Annotated in this window: 9 protein-coding genes, 1 rRNA gene and 1 pseudogene; 4 read left to right on the plus strand and 7 right to left on the minus strand. The window is 57.7% G+C overall.

The window, feature by feature from the left end:
* Nucleotides 1-110: 110 nt before the first annotated feature.
* Nucleotides 111-226 (plus strand): 5S ribosomal RNA (gene rrf / locus QZR30_RS27565).
* A gap of 271 nt (nucleotides 227-497) precedes the next feature.
* A complete protein-coding gene (locus tag QZR30_RS27570) occupies nucleotides 498-2,378 on the plus strand; it encodes a methyl-accepting chemotaxis protein (RefSeq protein ID WP_311904742.1) in 1,881 nt (626 codons plus the stop codon).
* A gap of 39 nt (nucleotides 2,379-2,417) precedes the next feature.
* On the opposite strand, the gene QZR30_RS27575 is transcribed toward QZR30_RS27570, so the two are convergent.
* The 5 genes from QZR30_RS27575 to QZR30_RS27595 form a co-directional block, all read right to left on the minus strand.
* Entirely contained in the window at nucleotides 2,418-2,876 is a 459-nt protein-coding gene (locus tag QZR30_RS27575) for an SRPBCC family protein (RefSeq protein WP_311904744.1), read from the minus strand.
* Between the two features lie 19 nt (nucleotides 2,877-2,895).
* Nucleotides 2,896-6,273 carry an amino acid adenylation domain-containing protein gene (locus QZR30_RS27580; RefSeq protein WP_311904745.1) on the minus strand — a complete coding sequence of 1,126 codons (3,378 nt, stop codon included), beginning with the start codon at nucleotides 6,271-6,273 and terminating at the stop codon, nucleotides 2,896-2,898.
* Nucleotides 6,270-7,217 (minus strand): diiron oxygenase, encoded by a 948-nt coding sequence (locus QZR30_RS27585; RefSeq protein WP_046070306.1) that lies wholly within the window; start codon nucleotides 7,215-7,217, stop codon nucleotides 6,270-6,272. The genes QZR30_RS27580 and QZR30_RS27585 overlap by 4 nt, the downstream gene beginning before the upstream one ends.
* Nucleotides 7,214-7,972, minus strand: coding sequence for a DUF3050 domain-containing protein (locus QZR30_RS27590; protein ID WP_046070307.1), 759 nt, complete (start codon nucleotides 7,970-7,972; stop codon nucleotides 7,214-7,216). Before QZR30_RS27590 ends, QZR30_RS27585 begins: the two co-directional genes overlap by 4 nt.
* A 366-nt stretch (nucleotides 7,973-8,338) precedes the next feature.
* The gene (locus QZR30_RS27595; RefSeq protein ID WP_059396904.1) at nucleotides 8,339-9,049 is read right to left on the minus strand and encodes a GntR family transcriptional regulator; all 711 of its coding nucleotides are present in this window, start codon (nucleotides 9,047-9,049) and stop codon (nucleotides 8,339-8,341) included.
* 320 nt (nucleotides 9,050-9,369) lie between these two features.
* Between QZR30_RS27595 and lapG the strand changes: the two genes are divergently transcribed.
* Together lapG and lapD are read left to right on the plus strand one after the other, a co-directional pair.
* Complete coding sequence (gene lapG, locus QZR30_RS27600) at nucleotides 9,370-9,993, plus strand: cysteine protease LapG (RefSeq protein WP_235577303.1); 624 nt, start codon at nucleotides 9,370-9,372, stop codon at nucleotides 9,991-9,993.
* Between the two features lie 14 nt (nucleotides 9,994-10,007).
* Nucleotides 10,008-11,960 carry a cyclic di-GMP receptor LapD gene (gene lapD / locus QZR30_RS27605; RefSeq protein WP_059396902.1) on the plus strand — a complete coding sequence of 651 codons (1,953 nt, stop codon included), beginning with the start codon at nucleotides 10,008-10,010 and terminating at the stop codon, nucleotides 11,958-11,960.
* Between the two features lie 70 nt (nucleotides 11,961-12,030).
* Here lapD and QZR30_RS27610 read toward each other — a convergent pair whose 3' ends face one another.
* Nucleotides 12,031-12,369, minus strand: a complete 339-nt coding sequence (locus QZR30_RS27610) for a hypothetical protein (RefSeq protein ID WP_046070311.1) — start codon at nucleotides 12,367-12,369, stop codon at nucleotides 12,031-12,033.
* 151 nt (nucleotides 12,370-12,520) lie between these two features.
* Nucleotides 12,521-17,333: pseudogene (locus tag QZR30_RS27615) on the minus strand (LapA family giant adhesin); the annotation flags it as partial.

Below are 17,333 nucleotides of genomic sequence, written 5' to 3' on the forward strand. Positions count from 1 at the left end.
ATTAAATTCCAGAACCCCTGTTTGCTGACGCAGACAGGGGTTTTGTTTATATAGAAACTCATGAATTTCACCGGCTCGTTGCCAACGCAACGGCCTGGTACACAGAATTTCTTGACGACCATAGAGCATTGGAACCACCTGATCCCATCCCGAACTCAGCAGTGAAACGATGCATCGCCGATGGTAGTGTGGGGTTTCCCCATGTGAGAGTAGGTCATCGTCAAGATTGAATTCCGAAACCCCTGTCTGCTAACGCAGGCAGGGGTTTTGTCGTTTAGGGCGACCCTAAACAACAATTTCGCTAACCAGCCGTCTGTCGGTTTCCTACGCTAAAAGAAGATGCTTCTCACAAATTCCTAAGATTTGTCGAAGTTTGGCCGAAACCCTGACGAGCCATGCGTGCACCGAAATAGAGCGACCGTAGAGTCCGCCTATCCCGTTACATGGAATGTTCCACTCGGCACGCTCACCCCCTTTGGCAAAAAGAAGTCGATGAAATGAATCTCAAGTTCAGTCATAAAATTCTGTTGGCCGCGTCAGGCGTCGTGGTTTTAGCCTTCGCGTTATTCACGCTGTACAACGACTACCTGCAACGCAACACGATCAAGCAAAACCTGGCCTCGTCCATTCAACAATCCGGCGAACTCACTGCCAGCAGTGTGCAGAACTGGCTCAGTGGTCGTATCCTGGTCCTAGAGCACCTGGCGCAGAACGTAGCTCATCAGGGCAATGCGGCCGACCTTCCCGGGCTGGTCGATCAGCCAGCGCTCACCTCCAACTTTCAGTTCACCTACGTAGGTCAGACCAACGGCGTGTTCACTCAGCGTCCTGATGCGAAGATGCCTGACGACTACGACCCTCGTCAGCGCCCTTGGTACAAGCAAGCGGTAGTAGCGGACAAAACCATGCTTACTCCGCCTTATATGGCGGCTGTGGGCGGCCAGATCGTGACAATTGCCATGCCTGTGAAGAAGAACGGCGAGTTGTTGGGTGTTGTCGGCGGCGACCTGAGTCTGCAAACCCTGGTGAAGATCATCAACTCGGTAGACTTCGGCGGCATCGGCCATGCATTCCTGGTCAGCGGTGATGGTCAAGTCATCGTCAGCCCTGACCAGGATCAGGTGATGAAAAACCTCAAGGACATCTACTCTGGCAACAACGTACGCATCGAAAAGGTCAATCAGGACGTCGTCCTCAATCACCAGGATCGCATTCTGTCGTTCACGCCTATCAGCGGTTTGCCTGGCGCCGACTGGTACATCGGCCTGTCGATTGATAAAGAAAAAGCCTATGCCCCTTTGGGTAAATTCCGTACCTCAGCGTTGATCGCGATGTTGATTGCTGTCGTGGCCATCGCTGTGCTCCTGAGCTTGCTTATCCAAGTATTGCTGCGTCCGTTGACTACCATGGGCGTTGCCATGAAGGACATTGCCCAAGGCGAAGGTGATTTGACCCGCCGCCTAGACGTAACCAGCAAAGACGAATTCGGCGAAGTCGGTAGTGCGTTCAACCAGTTCGTCGAGCGGATCCACGCCTCGATTTCCGAGGTGTCTTCGGCAACAAGGCAGGTGCACGATCTATCCCAGCGTGTAATGGCGTCGTCCAATGCCTCGATCATCGGTTCCGACGAACAGAGTGCGCGCACCAACAGCGTCGCAGCTGCGATCAACGAACTGGGTGCCGCTACCCAAGAAATCGCGCGCAACGCCGCAGATGCTTCGCAACATGCCAGCGGTGCCAGCGAGCAAGCTGACGATGGGCGTAAGGTGGTAGAGCAAACCATCCAGGCGATGTCGGAGCTGTCGCAGAAGATCAGCCTGTCCTGCACTCAGATCGAAACCTTGAATGCCAGTACCGACAACATCGGTCATATTCTTGATGTCATCAAAGGTATCTCCCAGCAAACCAACTTGCTAGCCCTTAACGCGGCGATCGAGGCTGCCCGTGCCGGTGAAGCCGGACGTGGATTTGCAGTGGTGGCTGATGAAGTGCGTAACCTGGCGCATCGTACCCAAGAGTCGGCTGAAGAGATCCACAAGATGATCACTTCCCTGCAAGTGGGGTCCCGAGAAGCAGTGACCACCATGAACGCCAGTCAGGTCTCCAGCGAAGAAAGCGTTGAAGTGGCCAACCAGGCAGGTGAGCGCCTGGTCAGCGTGACGCAGCGCATCGTTGAGATCGATGGCATGAACCAGTCGGTTGCGGCAGCAACCGAAGAACAGACCGCAGTCGTTGAAACCCTCAACGTTGACATCAACCAGATCAACCTGCTGAACCAGCAGGGCGTGGCCAACCTCAACGAGACGCTCAAGGACTGCGATGCGCTGTCCCAGCAGGCCAGTCGATTGAAGCAATTGGTCGATAGCTTCAAAATCTGAACCTGACTGCACCGGAGCGAGAGACCTCGCTCCGACTGCTTAGCCAAGCATCCGGCGCACATTCTCCAACGCGCTGTCGGCGAACGTCTGTGCAAACTGTTCAAACTCAGCTTGAGTCGTTTCCTGCGGCTCGCCCAACAGCGTCCAGGTTGCCTTGGAACACTGGGCGCCAAGTGCTTCCACACTTATTGCTGCCCATAAGCGCGCCACGCCCAAAGTGTTGTAGAGGGTGGTCCACGTCATGTACATGGCGCTTTCGTCTCGGCTGTTCAGTTGCTCCACGACGTAATGGCCATCATGGAAAAATTTAGTGCGCAATGCGCCTACGCCAACACCCGTCATCTCGATGTGTGACAAGCTTGGGATGAAGGTATCAAAACTATCAAAGCGACCGACCACGTCCCACAGGCGTTTAGCCTCACACGGGACTACGACGGAAGCCACAATCGGTGTACCGATCGGATTGCGAATTAACGTATCGGGTTGCAGCGGTTTCATGGGGGAGTCCTGAGGCAGTTCAGAGGAAGTCGATGGCCCTGAGGTAGTCACAGCCCTTGCGTAACAGCTCCGGGCTCTTTGGCGGATAGTCCATACCCATCTTTTCAAGGCCCCAGCGGGCATTGTCGTAACGGATCATCGAAGTGTCGCCGATGTCTTCGCCAAGCCCGTCCAGGTAAAAGCCCAGCACGCGGAACAGCGCATTATCTCGACTCACCGTTTGCAGCGTCCGTTGCCAGTGTTCAATGCCTACCCGATCGAAGGCGTGCCCGGCCTCGCTGAACGCGTCGAGATACTGATCCCAGCTCAAGGGCTGCGGGTTGTGCAGGTTGAATATGTTCCGCCCAGGGGCAAAGCGGGCGCTGTGAAAGGCAATGAACCCAGCCAGGAAGTCCACCGGCATCAGATCGAAGTTCACGTCCAGGCAGGGTGCCACGCCCAATTGCAGGGAGCCCTTGAGCATCAACATCAATCGATTTTTCTGCGGCTGGCAAACACCGTTCTGACTGTTGAAGCTGATATTCCCGGGCCGATGGATATTCACCCAGGCCCCTTGCTCCCTCGCCCGCCCTAACAGCCGTTCGGCCACCCACTTGGAAAGGTTATAGCCATTTTTCACATAGAGCGGTAACGCGTGCCCGGCAGGGGCTTCAAGGACGTACCCATCGGCGTCCACGCTGCTACAGGCTGATAGCGTCGAGATGAAGTTGAGCACCTTTTTACAATGGGTCTCGCAAAGACGCAGGCACTCAAGGGCCGGTTCGACGTTGTCTTTGGCGAGTGACACATAGTCCATAACATGATTGACCTGTGCCGCGTTGTGCACCACCACGCCATAATCGCGAGCGAGGCGGTCGTACACATTGCATGTCAAGCCCAGGCGAGGTTGGCGAATGTCGGCGGCGTATACCTGCACTCGGCTCAGGTCCAGATGTTCCAAATGGTATTCGCGCAAGGCCTGGGTAAACCTTGCTGTTGCCGATTGACCTGGCAGTTCCCGCACAAGGCACGCCACCTCTTGTGCTCCTGCGGCCAGCAGCGCGTGGACGATATGCGCCCCGACAAAGCTATTCGCTCCGGTGACGATCGCTTTACGCGGATCACCCGCGCGGGCCTCGGGTAGTATTTTAATTTCCAATATTTGTGATGCATCTTTCTCCATTTGGCTGCCAGGTATATCCGGCAACACACCACCTTCCATCAGGGCCGCCAATGTGCGGATTGTCGGCGCCTCGAAAAAGTGGCTCAGAGAGAGGCTACGGCCAAACCGCTCGCGCACGCGCAGCAATAAAGTCGACAAGAGGATGGAGTGGCCGCCCAGATTGAAAAAGCTGTCATCAATCGATAATTCCCCAGCGGGCAACTCCAGCAATTGCGCCCACAGGTCCACCAACTGCTTTTGCACATCGGTCTGAGCACAGCAGCGAGTCACTGCTTGAGGGATGGATAAGGGCATGGCCAGTAATGCCTTGCGATCAATCTTGCCGTTACTCGAGCCAGGCATGCGCGCCAACTCGCTCCAGATGACGGGCCGCATATGTTCGGGCAGCCACTGGCGGGCATATTGCTGCAAGTCGGCCAGCGTGGCGCTGGGTTCGGGTTGTGTGACAAAAGCGATGACCCTGAGGCCCGGGTCAATCACTACGGCTACTTGGCGAAACAATCGACTGTTGCGCAGGCATTGTTCGATTTCCAGGGGCTCGACTCGGAATCCGCGGATTTTGACTTGGTCATCCCGACGCCCACCCAACTTGATGCCGTCCTGAGTCCATTTCGCCAGGTCGCCGCTACGGTAAGCGTGCAACACCTGCCCATCAGGCAATGTCAGTGCAACAAAAGGGCTGTCGGCCCGTTGCGGTGCATTCAAATAACCCAGGCTTACCCCCGGGCCTGCAATATACAAATCGCCCAGCACCTGTTCATCCACGGGCTTCAGGTTTTCGTCGAGAATCAACACTTGGCTGTTGGCAATGGGATGGCCGATGTTACGAGGGCTGTCGCCATGCCGGAACACCCTATGTGTTGCCAGCACCGTGGTTTCGGTCGGCCCATAGAGGTTATGCAACTGGCATTGGCCTGCCAGTCGTTCGATTACATAGGGCTCGCAGAAATCGCCTCCAGTGAGCAGGTGAGCAAGCCCCAGTGGCTGATCCAGCGGCAGGATGCTGAGCAGCGCCGGCGGTAGAAAGCCATGGGTGACGCGTTGCCCGCGAATCAATTCGACCAGTTGTCGAGGGTCTTGGCGTTGATCGTTGCTGGGGATAATCAACTCGGCGCCGGCTATCAAGGCAGGGAAAATATCGATCAATGAAGAGTCGAAGCTCAACGGTGAAAACTGCAACACGCGACTCTCTTCACTCATCTCTACACAAGCGCCGAGCCAGGCGCTGAAATGCGCCAGGTTGTATTGGCTAAGCAGCACCCCCTTGGGAAACCCGGTAGTGCCTGAGGTGAAAAGCGCCATGCACGGTGTGTCGGCACTGGGACGTTCACGCATCAGTGGTAGTGCACGGGTGATGGCGCACGGTTCGATCTTGCTGACATCCAATGAGGCGAGGCGATCTCGCAGCGGATGCAGGCCATTCTCCAGCAATACACAAGCGCCGGCGCTTTCCAGCATCTGCTGTTGGCGCTGCACTGGATGGTCCGGCGCCAGAGGCAAATACACCGCGCCAATCCCCAGCACCGCAAGGATGCTTGCGTACAGCTCCACGGACTTTGCCAGGCACACGCCGATCACGGGTTGGGTTTCGATACCCTCCAGCAGTGGAAGCAGACGCTGCTGGATCGCCAAGGCGTGTGCCTGGAGCTGCTGATAAGTGAGCAGGTTGCCCGCGATATTCAACGCTGTTCGAGTGGCGAACTTGTTCAGGCTGGCTTGCAGCCGTTCCATCATGGGGGGCTGGGCCGCCTGCAACAGCGCTGGATCCGCCGTGCGATTGAATCGATGCTTGAACGCCAAGGTTTCCAGCGCTGGCAAACTGTGTTCGGGCCAGTCGTTAGGGGTGATCACAACGGTGAAGGAGGCTGGGTCCCTGGAATACCTACTAACCAACAAGGCGAGCCATTCCACCAGTGCGTTCGTTGCCTGGTGACGCAATCGCTGCCCATTGCCGCTGGGTTCCTCTGCGACGTCATACATAGCCAACAGGCGTCGTTCACGGTCATAGCAGCGAAATTGCAGGGCTGGCAGTCCATGCTCGGACACCGGGCCAATGCCTATGCGCAAACTCATCCAGTATGCGTCGGTGGATAATTGCGCCAGCGGCCGGCTACCGTCTTCAATCACCAGGTCGACAGGCCCCGTTCCCGAGACATGACCGTACTGTTCCAGCACTTGCTTGACGGGGTCCAGGACGTTGCTGGCAGCGCCCCACGCTATCGTCAAACGTTTCATGCCGACCTCCCCGCCACAGGCAGGTAGCTGCTCAGCGCCCGAGCCACGCTGGGTGTCTGCAGCACGCCGCTGTGATGCAGCAAGCTCATGATGTTGCCTATCAGCGGATGTTGGTGGGTGATGGGGAAATCCAGCGCAGAGACTTCATGGCGCAGTGCCAGACGCGTGTCGGCGCTGATCTCCAAGTGTTCGATCAGGTGCAGATCAAAGTCCTTTTGCAGGTCGTTGGTCAGGTAATGCTCCAGGAAAACGGGCAAAGCTTGAGCAATGCTGTCGCGCTCTTGCGGGCTTGCCGATTGCCAGTAGAGACGCACCAACTGGGTCCAGAACTGTGCGTGGCGACCCTCATCAAACAGGTGGTCGGCCATCAGGCCGCGGATGGATGACTTGACGCTGTCATCCTTGGAGAACGCTGCCACGTCATGTGTCACGGTGTTTTCGGCAATGGCCACGCCGATCAACTCAACGGCGTCGTGCAAATGTGCTGGCACCTGCGCCTGTGCCGCCGGCAGTGCGCGGCTCAATTCGATTTGCCCAGGCAGATCAAGCGGCTGGATACCGGTCATTTCCACGGCTTGTTGCAGGAAGTCCAACGCGACCAACGCGTGATAGTCCTCGTCCACCACGACGGTCATCGCGTCGTACCGGCAGGCGAGCGGAAAGGGCGGTGAAAAACGGTTCTTGGCGATGTTGCGAGCCGTCTTGTCGACGATCTCGGTTTCGAAGATCACCACGTCATTGATGAATTTATAGAAACTTTGTACCAGCACGAAGTCGCGCCACTGTGGGCACTGTTCGAGAAAGGTCGCGCTCAGCACGAGGGGTTGGCGACACAGGGGGAAGAAGAGTTTGTTGTCGTCCTCCAGCATGCGCCGGGGGCGTGTTCGGATGGTTGCGCGCTGCTCCCAGTCATCGGCAAAGGATCGATAATTAACAGCGTTCATTGGCGTACCCCTTGCATCGAAGTCAGCACTGCGTCCCAAAAGGTAATGCGACTTTCCACGGCGTCGAGGGCGGCATTATCTGCTTGCTTCTGGCGAATCGGGTCTGCTCCGACCAGGCGCTTTAGCAATTGCTCCGCTGCCGGCCCATGGTCGTGGCTGTCCATTTCGATGTGACGATTGAGGTAGTGACATAAGGTGGGTGCCTCATGATCAATGAGCGCATGACTGTGCAACAGCCGCTGGAACATCGATGGAATGACACTCTCGCGGCCATGCAGGAAAGCTGCCGCTACGCAGTGGGTCGGAGCGCTCAAGGCGACTTGCACCGTGCTGTCGACAAAGCGGGCCACCCCAGGTGGGGCATCGATCATTTGCAAGGCGGCACTGACCTCCACGCCCTCGCGTTGCAGGTCGATCAGGCGGTTAATCGCGACAGTGCTGGCGCCGACCTCCGTCATGGCGTCCAGGTACAGCTCGAAGTGGCTGCGATAGCCTCGCGTCGGGTGTTCATCTGACTCCTCGCCCAGCACTATTTCATTGATCAAGCGGGCAGCCTGTGAGTCCGCAGGTGGGAGCCAGGGTAACTGGGTACAGGTCAGGTCCTGTTGCAGGCGTTTAGTCAGGGTCATGAAGTCCCAGACGGAAAATACATGGTTTTCCATGAAGTGCTGTAACTTGTTAAGTGAAGTTATTTCTATAAATAATGGATGGTTGAAAAGTTGTAGTTTTTTTTGTTCAAGCAATTCTTGATACATGGTTGACGCCTATGAATTGTTGCAGGTGCTCAAAAGCAGTGTTGGGATTTTGTAGTTGTAAGATAGAAGGGGAACGTTAAATCGAGACCGCACGACGCACGCGGCGCAGCACTGACATAGACCTGCGCTGCGGATTTGGAGGTGTGGTTTTTCGGGAAAGGATAATAAACTGATTAAACGTTTGTGCTGGCTTATAAATGTATTAAATGTTTTTTCTGTGTGGCTTTTATTAGGTGAGTTGTCTGTTGTCAGTGTCGGATGTTTCCTCGCGTTAATTAAGTTTAAGTCAGTTTTCCGCATGCCAATGTGGCAACTTCCCAAGGAAGTTGCCCCGCAGGGGTAAAGGGAGATAGAGGGCCGAGGATCCTATTGCCGGGCTTTTTTTTCGGCGGTTTCAAGCCCCTTGAGGTAGGTGGCTATGACCTCCATCCCACGCATCAAGTGATTACGCAGCGTCAGGATGCTCTCGTCGACCTTCTTCTGTGCCACCAGGCTCAGCAATTCACGGTGGTCTTCCTGGGACGTCTCGCCTAGTCCCATCGCCTCAAGGTTGAAGCGCAGGAAGCGCTCTTCTTCATTCAGCCCGTGCTCGACCAAGGTGAGCAGTCGCTGGTTGGGTGCCTTGCCATACAGAACCATGTGGAACAGGCGATTGAGGCGACCAATCTCGGTGTAGTCCTTTTCGCATTCCAGCGCATTGATGCACGCCTCGGCCTCGGATAGATCTGTCTCGGTGAGCAATGGGATCGACAAGCGCAGCGCTTCGGATTCCAGCAGCATGCGCAAGGCATAGGTCTCAGCCGAGTTGTCCTCGATCAAGGGCGCAACCACGGCACCCTTGTGAGTCACCACATGCAGCAGGGATTGCGCCTCCAACTGGCGCAAGGCTTCGCGTACGGGCATGCGGCTGACGCCGAACAAGCTGGCCAGCTCCTGCTGGCGCATCGCAGTACCACAGGGCAATCGCCCATCCAGTATGGCGTTGCGCAGTGTTTCTTCAATTACGGAGCGAGCAAGATGGGCGGGAATAGGCCCGCTGATTTTGATGCTGCTTAAAGGGTTCGGCTTCTGCGTCACGGTTACGCTATCCTCCTTTTTTTGAATAATAGTTTGGCTAATTGGATCCAATGCACACTAGAGATGGGCCAGGCGCTTGTCAAACAGCCTAAGTTTCCGTTTGTAAGGGCTTACGCAGCCTACTTTGTGAGTCCCACAAGGGGCGGTTATAAACTTAGTCCACTGACGAATGATTGCACTGTGCCATTGTTTTTTGTAGGGCGAGGCTTCACCATCCCTTGAAATTCCGTCTCTTTCATGGACTGAACGCCTTGGCGGTAAGTTTTATTCCCTATCGAGTCTTTTGCTGGTTTTTATCGGCAATTTTATTGGCTGGCCTGATGCTCGGCGGGCTGCGTGCCGATTGGGATTTCTCGCAGATCAGCCGCAAGGCTACCGCCCTATACGGGCCGCTGGGCCAAGGCCAGCAGCGTATCGATGCCTGGCAGCGGCTATTGGCGACTGAAAAACAGGTCAGCGAGTCGGAGCAGCTCAAGGTGGTTAACTTGTTCTTCAACAAGCAAATGACCTACGTCGAAGACATCGACCTCTGGCATGTCATCGACTATTGGGAGACACCCGTCGAAGCCCTTTGGAAGGGGGCCGGTGACTGCGAAGATTACGCGATCGCAAAGTATTTCAGTTTGCGTCATCTGGGTGTGTCCAGCGACAAGTTGCGCATCACCTACGTCAAGGCCTTGCGACAGAATCGTGCGCACATGGTCCTGACCTATTATTCGACCCCCGATGCCATCCCGCTGGTGCTCGACAGCCTGATGGACGAAATCCTGCCGGCTACCCGCCGCACCGATCTGGTCCCGGTGTACTCATTCAACGCCGAGGGCCTGTACTTGCCCGGCGCCAAGGGCAACAAGAAAGTCGGCGATACCAAACGCTTGTCGCGCTGGCAGGATGTGTTGAGAAAAATGCGTGCGGAAGGCTTTCCAGCCGAGCCTGCCAACTAGGAGTAACTGATCGGATGTCCTTGTTCAAACAACTATTGATCGCTATCTGTCTGTTCCTGGTGGTCGCCTTCAGCGGCAGCTTCATGGTCAGCCTGGAAAGCTCGCGCACCCAATACGTCAACCAACTGCGCTCCCATGCCCAGGATGCGGCGACGGCCCTGGCGCTGTCGCTGACCCCGAATATCGATGACCCGGCCATGGTGGAGCTGCTGGTCAGCTCGATCTTCGACAGCGGCTATTACGCCAGCATCCGTGTAGTGGACTTGGCCACCGACAAAACCATCGTCGAGCGCAGCGGTATTTCTGACAATAACGGCGTGCCCAACTGGTTCGTGAAGTTGATCGGCCTGGAGCCGGCAGGTGGCGATGCTCTGGTCAGCCGAGGCTGGGAGCAGGCGGCGCGGGTCGAGGTAGTCAGCCATCCGATGTTTGCCCTGGCCAAGCTCTGGCAGAGCGCGTTGGGTAGCCTTGGCTGGTTGTTGCTGTGCGGCGCGGTGAGCGTGGTGCTAGGTGGGCTGTTGCTGCGCCGGCAATTGAAGCCGTTGGACTATATGGTCAAACAGTCCCATGCCATTGCCCGTCGGGAGTTCCTCAGCCTGCCTGATTTGCCGCGCACGCCGGAACTGCGTCGGGTGGTGCAGGCCATGAACCAGATGGTTGAAAAGCTCAAGGCGCTGTTCCAGGAACAGGCCGAACGTAGCGAAAAACTGCGCACCGAATCCTATCAGGACAACCTGACTGGCCTCGCCAATCGACGTTATTTCGAGATGCAACTCAACGCCCGCGTGAGTAACCCTGAAGAGACCAATTCCGGCTACCTGTTGTTGCTGCGGGTCAAGGACCTGGCGGGCCTCAACCAGCGCCTGGGCGGCCAGCGTACCGACCAGCTGCTGCAAGCTGTGGGCGAACAACTGCTGCGCCAGTGCGAGCCCTATCCGGAAACCCATAACCTCGTCACTCGTATCCGCGGCGGCGAGTTCGCCGTGCTGGCGCCGGGTTTGATGCGTGAGGAAGCGCTGCAATTGGCGCAAAACCTCGAAAGCACCTTGCTCAGCCTGCAAGCGACCGGTGCCAGCGATGTTACGCCGGTCGCCTATATCGGCCTGGCGCCGTTCAACCATGGCGACGCGCCCCAAACCCTGCTGACCCTGGCCGACCAGGCCCTGGCACAGGCGGAAGCGCAGGGTGACAGCAGTTGGGTATGCCTGGACCACAGCGCCGCCGCCAGCGTCGGTGACGATCATCATGCCTGGCACAGGTTGTTGGACCAGGCCCTGACCCAACAGCGCTTTGAGCTGTACTTCCAACCCGTCGTTGCCAGCCAGGACACACAGTTGGTCTTGCACTACAAGGTCCTGTCGCGCCTGCAGGACGAAGACGGCCACACAATACCGGCCGGGCGCTTCCTGCCCTGGTTGGAACGCTTTGGCTGGTCGGCCCGCCTGGACCGCCTGATGCTCGAGCAAGTACTCAAGCAGATGGCCAACCACAGCCATAACCTGGCGCTGAACCTCTCAGCCGCAACCTTGCAGGACACCCAGGCGCTGAACCGGATTTATGACTTGCTACGCCAGCACAGCAACCTGGGCCCGCGCCTCACTCTGGAGATCGGTGAAGAGCAACTGCCTGAACAGCACGTACTGGAACAGATGACCCAGCGCCTGCGCGAGTTGGGTTTCTCCCTGAGCCTGCAGCGTTTCGGTGGGCGCTTCAGCATGATTGGCAACCTGGCGCGCCTGGGCCTGGCGTACTTGAAGATCGATGGCAGCTATATTCGCGCCATCGACCAGGAAAGTGACAAACGCCTGTTTATCGAAGCTATTCAGCGCGCAGCCCACAGCATCGATCTGCCGTTGATTGCCGAGCGTGTGGAGACCGAGGGCGAGTTGAAGGTGATTCGCGAGATGGGGATTTTTGGTGTGCAGGGTCAGCTGTTTGGCGAGCCTGCGCCCTGGAAATCACACTGACATCAGGACATTCAAATGTGGAAGGGGGCTTGCCCCCTCCCACATTTAAATAAGGGTTCGGCTCCAGGGCTCAGATAAGCCCTTTCTCGTCATCATCGATCAACTGGCTCAACCCACCCAACGCTTCCCGCGCGTGGCTACGGTCCATCAACTTGGCCTGGGCTGCCGGCGGCAGGTCGGTCACGCTGATTACTCCTTTGCGGGTCAGCACCTGGATCAAGTCATCCAGTACCCGGATCATCTCCAAGTCGCTCTGCTTGAGCTGTGCCAGGCTGGTTTCCACCACTTCGTTGGCGTACCAGGCCTGGATCTCATGATGATCGGCCGGCAGGGTTTCGGTGGACTCGACAAAGGCGGCGGCCTCTACGCGAATCAGCGCGCCCAGCGCATCACGTTGCACGTAAAACATAAGAACCCCTCGAATATGAGCCACATGCGTTCAACAGCATAGGCCAACGCTGCGTGTATGGGCGTGAGTATGCGACGCACCGTCCGCCAGGGCCAGCGGCCCATGAGGCAAAAAAATCGGCCGCCTGGGAAGGCGGCCGATCAATTGCATCTTAGCTATGGTCGATCTTGATGGTTGGGTCGGCGCCAGTGATCAGCGAGTTGATGCTGACATGGGACCAATCATTGCCTTCCAGCTTGATTGTCACATCGGCATTGGCCACGCCACCGGCAGCGTTGAGCTTGCCTTCACTGCTGACTTGCAGGGTCGACACGCCATCTACCGTAGTGATCTTCAGGTAATTGTCGATGGTGCTGTCGGTCTCACCTTTCAACAAGTCACGCAGATCAATCCGGTCGCCTTCCGAAGCCTTGAAGTCCTTGATCACATCGTTGCCGATGTCACCCGCTTTCCACACAAAGGTGTCGGCACCCGAACCACCGATCAAAATGTCGTTGCCCTGGCCGCCAATCAACGTGTCGTTGCCGGTGCCGCCCAGCAGGATGTCATTGCCTTTGCCGCCGTCCAGGAGGTCGTTGCCGCCTTGGCCGAACAGGATGTCATCGCCAGCGCCACCCAGCAGCGTGTCGTTGGCATCCTTGGCGCCGGACACATCGAAGTCCACGTAGTGCTCGGTAACATACTGGTGAACGTTAGAGGCGGTCACCGAAGAGACGGTTACGCCGGTCTTCTGCGCCACAAACGCCTGCAGTGCGTTGTAACCCTCACCGTTGATCCCGCTGAAGCTCACCAGGTCGCCGAAGAGGATGTCGTTGCCATCGCCCCCGATGACGGTGTCTGCGCCAGGCAACGTCGCCTCGGTGTGGCCGAGGATCGCGTTGGCCAGGTCCTTCGGATCGATGTTGGCTTGCGGCTTGCCATCGCTGTCGTACGGTGCCAACTGATTCAGGCTGACCCCGCTGTTGAGGCCGATGGCTTCTACGCCACCTGTGGACAGGCCTTTGAGCAGTGCGAACGCGCTGTTGGAGTTGAGGGTGGTGGAGTAGTCGGTATCGTACCCGAGGCCGCCTTGTACCGATATTTCATAGGTGCCATCCCCTTGGGCATGGATTGTTCCCGGATTGGACTGCCCCCAGCCCCACCAGTTGTTGGTCCACAGGGTTACCTTGCCAACAGAGTCGATATCAATTAAGTGATTCGAGTCGATGTTGATCCGGGTGGCGGTACCTATGGTGTAGTTGTTCATGGTGACAACATCATCGAGTCTGACGTTGCCGTACAAGTACGGGTTGGTCTGCTCGGCCCCCTGGTAAAACGTCGGCTGGCCATCGGTGATGAAGTACGTTGTATTGATTGCGCCAGTGTTGCCAGTCGCCTGGGCACTTTTGAAGAAGTTGGACGCGGCCTTGAACACGTCTTCGTAGTTGGTCCCGCCGGTAGATACCATGGAATCCAGGACTTTCTGCAGCGAATTCAGTGCGCCTGGGTCTTTCAGGTCGACTGTCACCGTGCGATTGACCTGGTCACTGAAGTCCGCCAGGAAGATATTCACGGTGCCAGAGGTGCTGGAGCCGATACTGTTTTTCAGCGAATTGAACGTGGTGGTCAGCGAGGCTTTCGCCGCTGCTATTGAGGCCGAGCCCATACTGCCCGATGTATCGATCATGAACGCAATGTTGTAGTTCTTGCCTTGCACCACGTTCAGGCCGCCGACATCGGCGACGACGATGTCGTTGCCATCGGTGCCGTTGATGGTGTCGCTGCCCGAGGTGCCGGTAACCGGGTTATAGGTCGCCGGGTGCACCGTGACGGGCAATTGCGCGGTGGTGGTGGCCGAACCACCGATGCTTTCGGTGGAGGTCGAAGTGACCGTCAGGTTGAACTGGCCGCTGTAGTAGGTCGGCGGCTTGATGGTCAGGGTGCCCAAGTCCCAGCCGGTGACATTGACTTCGCCCGTGGCCTTGCTCGCGGTGAAGGTGTGCCCCGACGCGTCGGTGAGTACCGAGCCTGCCGGGATGCCACTGATCTTCACACTCAGGGTTTCCGAACCGTCGGTATCGGTCAGCGCCGTGGTGACCTTGGACAGCTTCACGGTGCCGTTTTCCTGGCCTTCGTTGAGCTTGTAGCCCACGTAGTAACCGTCGCCGTTGCTGCCATGCAGGTCGGACACGGTCACGCCGGCGTTGGTCAGGTCGGTGATGCCGGTGTACAACGGCACGGTGCTGGTGCTCAGGTTCTGCACCGCCCCGCCGTTGATCGACAGGTTGACGTCAAAGCTGCCAGGCCCCGCCTGGTTGGCCTGGTAGATCTCAAGGCTGTAGTAGCCGCTGACCGATGGCGTGAACGAGCCGCTGAACTTGCCGCTGTTGGTGCCCCACAGTCCGCTGGCAATGTCTTTACCGCCAACGTTGACCACCACGCTGTCATCGGCGATGCCGCTGAAGGTGTAGCTCTTGCCGGCTTCCATGTAGATCAGGCCGGAAATCTTGGAGCCAGAGCCAGCATTGACGTTATCGACGGATTCGACATTGGTCACCACAGAAGTGCTGTTCGGTGTACCGGCGTTATCGATGGCTTTTTTCAGTACGTCTGGCGCAGCGCCGTTGCCGTTGTTTCCGAGGCCGGCAATGCTGTTCCAGCCCTGTTTGACCAGGCCGGTCGAGGCGACGTTGTTATCGGCCACGTTCAGGGTCGGTGCGTCGGCCACCGGGGTGATATCGACTTTCACCGTGGCGGCAGTACCCAGATCCTTGCCGTCGCTGGGCTGGAACTTGAACTGCGCGTAATCGGCCTGTTTGTTGCCAATGCCGGTGCCGCCATAACCATCGGCGCCTGATTCGTTGGCGTTAGGCATAAAGCGCAACTGGCCGCCGTCGATCTGGGCCTTGGTGAAGGTCTGGCCGCTGGACACGTTGGTCCAGGTGCTGCCGTCCGCCGCCAGGAACTGCAGTTTGCCGGCTACCGGCAGTTCGGTGATTTTCACGCTAAGGCTGGCTTGTGGCGAGTCCACATCGGTCACGCCGAAGTTGGCCCAGGTCAAGGCCAGCGCGGTGTCTTCCGTACCGGTCACGGCACCGCCGGTGGCCACTGGCGCGTCGTTGACGGCCACCACGTTGACGGTGGTGGTCGCGACGTTGGAGTAGTTGCCACCATCGGTCACGCTCACTGTAATCGTGCGTGGTGTGGTGCTTGGGTCATGGCTGTTGTTGGTGAACGTGATGTTCTTGATCTGCTGCATGTAGTCGGCCAGCGACGCCGTGCCGGTCAGGGTCAAGGTGATTTTGCCGGTGACAGGGTCGGTGCTCGGGGTCACGTTGATGCCCGTCACGCCGCTGAAGTTCAGCGAGTCGCCTGGCTGGCTGTTGGTCAGTACCACGGTGGCGCCAGTCAGTTGGGTGCTGTCCGGGTCGGTGATCTTGATGTCGCTGTCAGCAATCGACATGCCGGTGCCGCCTTCGGTGAAGGTGGTCTTGAAGTCCGCCCCGGTGGCGCCGCTGGAGTTGTTGGCATCCAAGTCGATGACCGGCGGCGCATCGTTGTCGATGATGTCGGTGCTGACGCTGCCATTGCCCACCACCAGGTTTTCGAAGTTGCCACCGGTGGCCTTGTCGATGGTGATGACAATCTTTTCCGTCGGCTCGGTGATCTTGTCATCGAGCGTTCGGATATCAAACGGCACGCTGCTGGAACCGGCCGGTATCTTCACGGTGTACACGCCGTTGAAGTCCGAACCGTCGGTGGCGGTGCCGCTGTACTTGAGCGTCACGGTTACGTCGGTCAGCGGCGGGTTGCTCAGCGTCAGGGTGTAGTGCGCCGTGCCGCCTTCAGTCACCGACGCGTCGCCGGTGATGCTGATGGTGGTGTTGTTGACCACATCCGTCACCTTGGTGACCACGGTGCTGCCATCGAGGATCAAGTGTTCGTACTTGTCGCCACCGCTGACTACGCCGGTGATTTTGGTGGTGACGTCATTGGCGCCGACATACGCATCGTTAGGTGCGGTAGTGGTAGTGAAGCTGGTGGACTTGCCATTGCCGATGGTGATGGTCGAGCCGTTATCCAGCCTTACCACCAGGTCGGAGCCAACGTTGTTGACTGCCGCGCCGTTCTTATCGACCAGGGACGCGGTATAGACGATCTGCCCGCCCTCGCTGACCGAGCCAGTGGCCTTGAGTACAACGGTCACGTCATCGATGGTGTCGTTGATCGTGGTGGTCGCGCCGCCCGGGGTGATGCTTACACCCTCGAAATTACCGCCGGTAGTGCCGGTGATCTTGACGGTCTGGGTGCTCTTGTCGATGAACACATCATCGGTAGGTGCTGGGACGGTCACGGTGCCGACGGTCGCGCCCTGCTTGATGGTGATGCTGGAACCGTTATCGAGCTGAACCACCATGTCGCTGCCGGCCTTGTTGCTCAAGGTCGCGGTGTAAGTGATCTGGCCACCTTCGTTGACGGCCGTCGGGGCGGTCAAGGTGACGGTGGTCAGATCGGTGGAGCCCGGGGTATCGGTAACGGTGGTGGTCACCGCAGTCGTGCCTGGCACCAGATTTTCGAAATGTTCGCTGCCGGTCACGCTTTTGATTGCGGTGGTGACGGTCTGGTCGCCCTTGTAGACATCGTTTGGCGCGACGGTGGTGATTGTGCCGCTGGACTGGTTCACGCCGATAGTGATGGTCTTGCCGTTATCCAGGGTGACGGTGAGCGGGTTGGTGATGTTGATCACCGGCGCGCCGTTTTTATCCACAAGGCTGGCGGTGTAGACGATATTGCCGCCTTCGCCGACGGTGGTGGTGGCGGTCAGAACCACATCGACCTTATCGATGGTGTCGTTGATGGTGGTGGTCGCGCCGTTGCCTGCAACTTCCAACTTCTCGAAGTTGCCGCCAGTAGTCTCAGTGATCTGAACGGTCTGGGTGCTCTTATCGATGAACACGTCATCGGTAGGCGCCGGGACGGTCACA

Source organism: Pseudomonas sp. rhizo25 (assembly GCF_031931935.1).
Lineage (GTDB): Bacteria > Pseudomonadota > Gammaproteobacteria > Pseudomonadales > Pseudomonadaceae > Aquipseudomonas > Aquipseudomonas synxantha.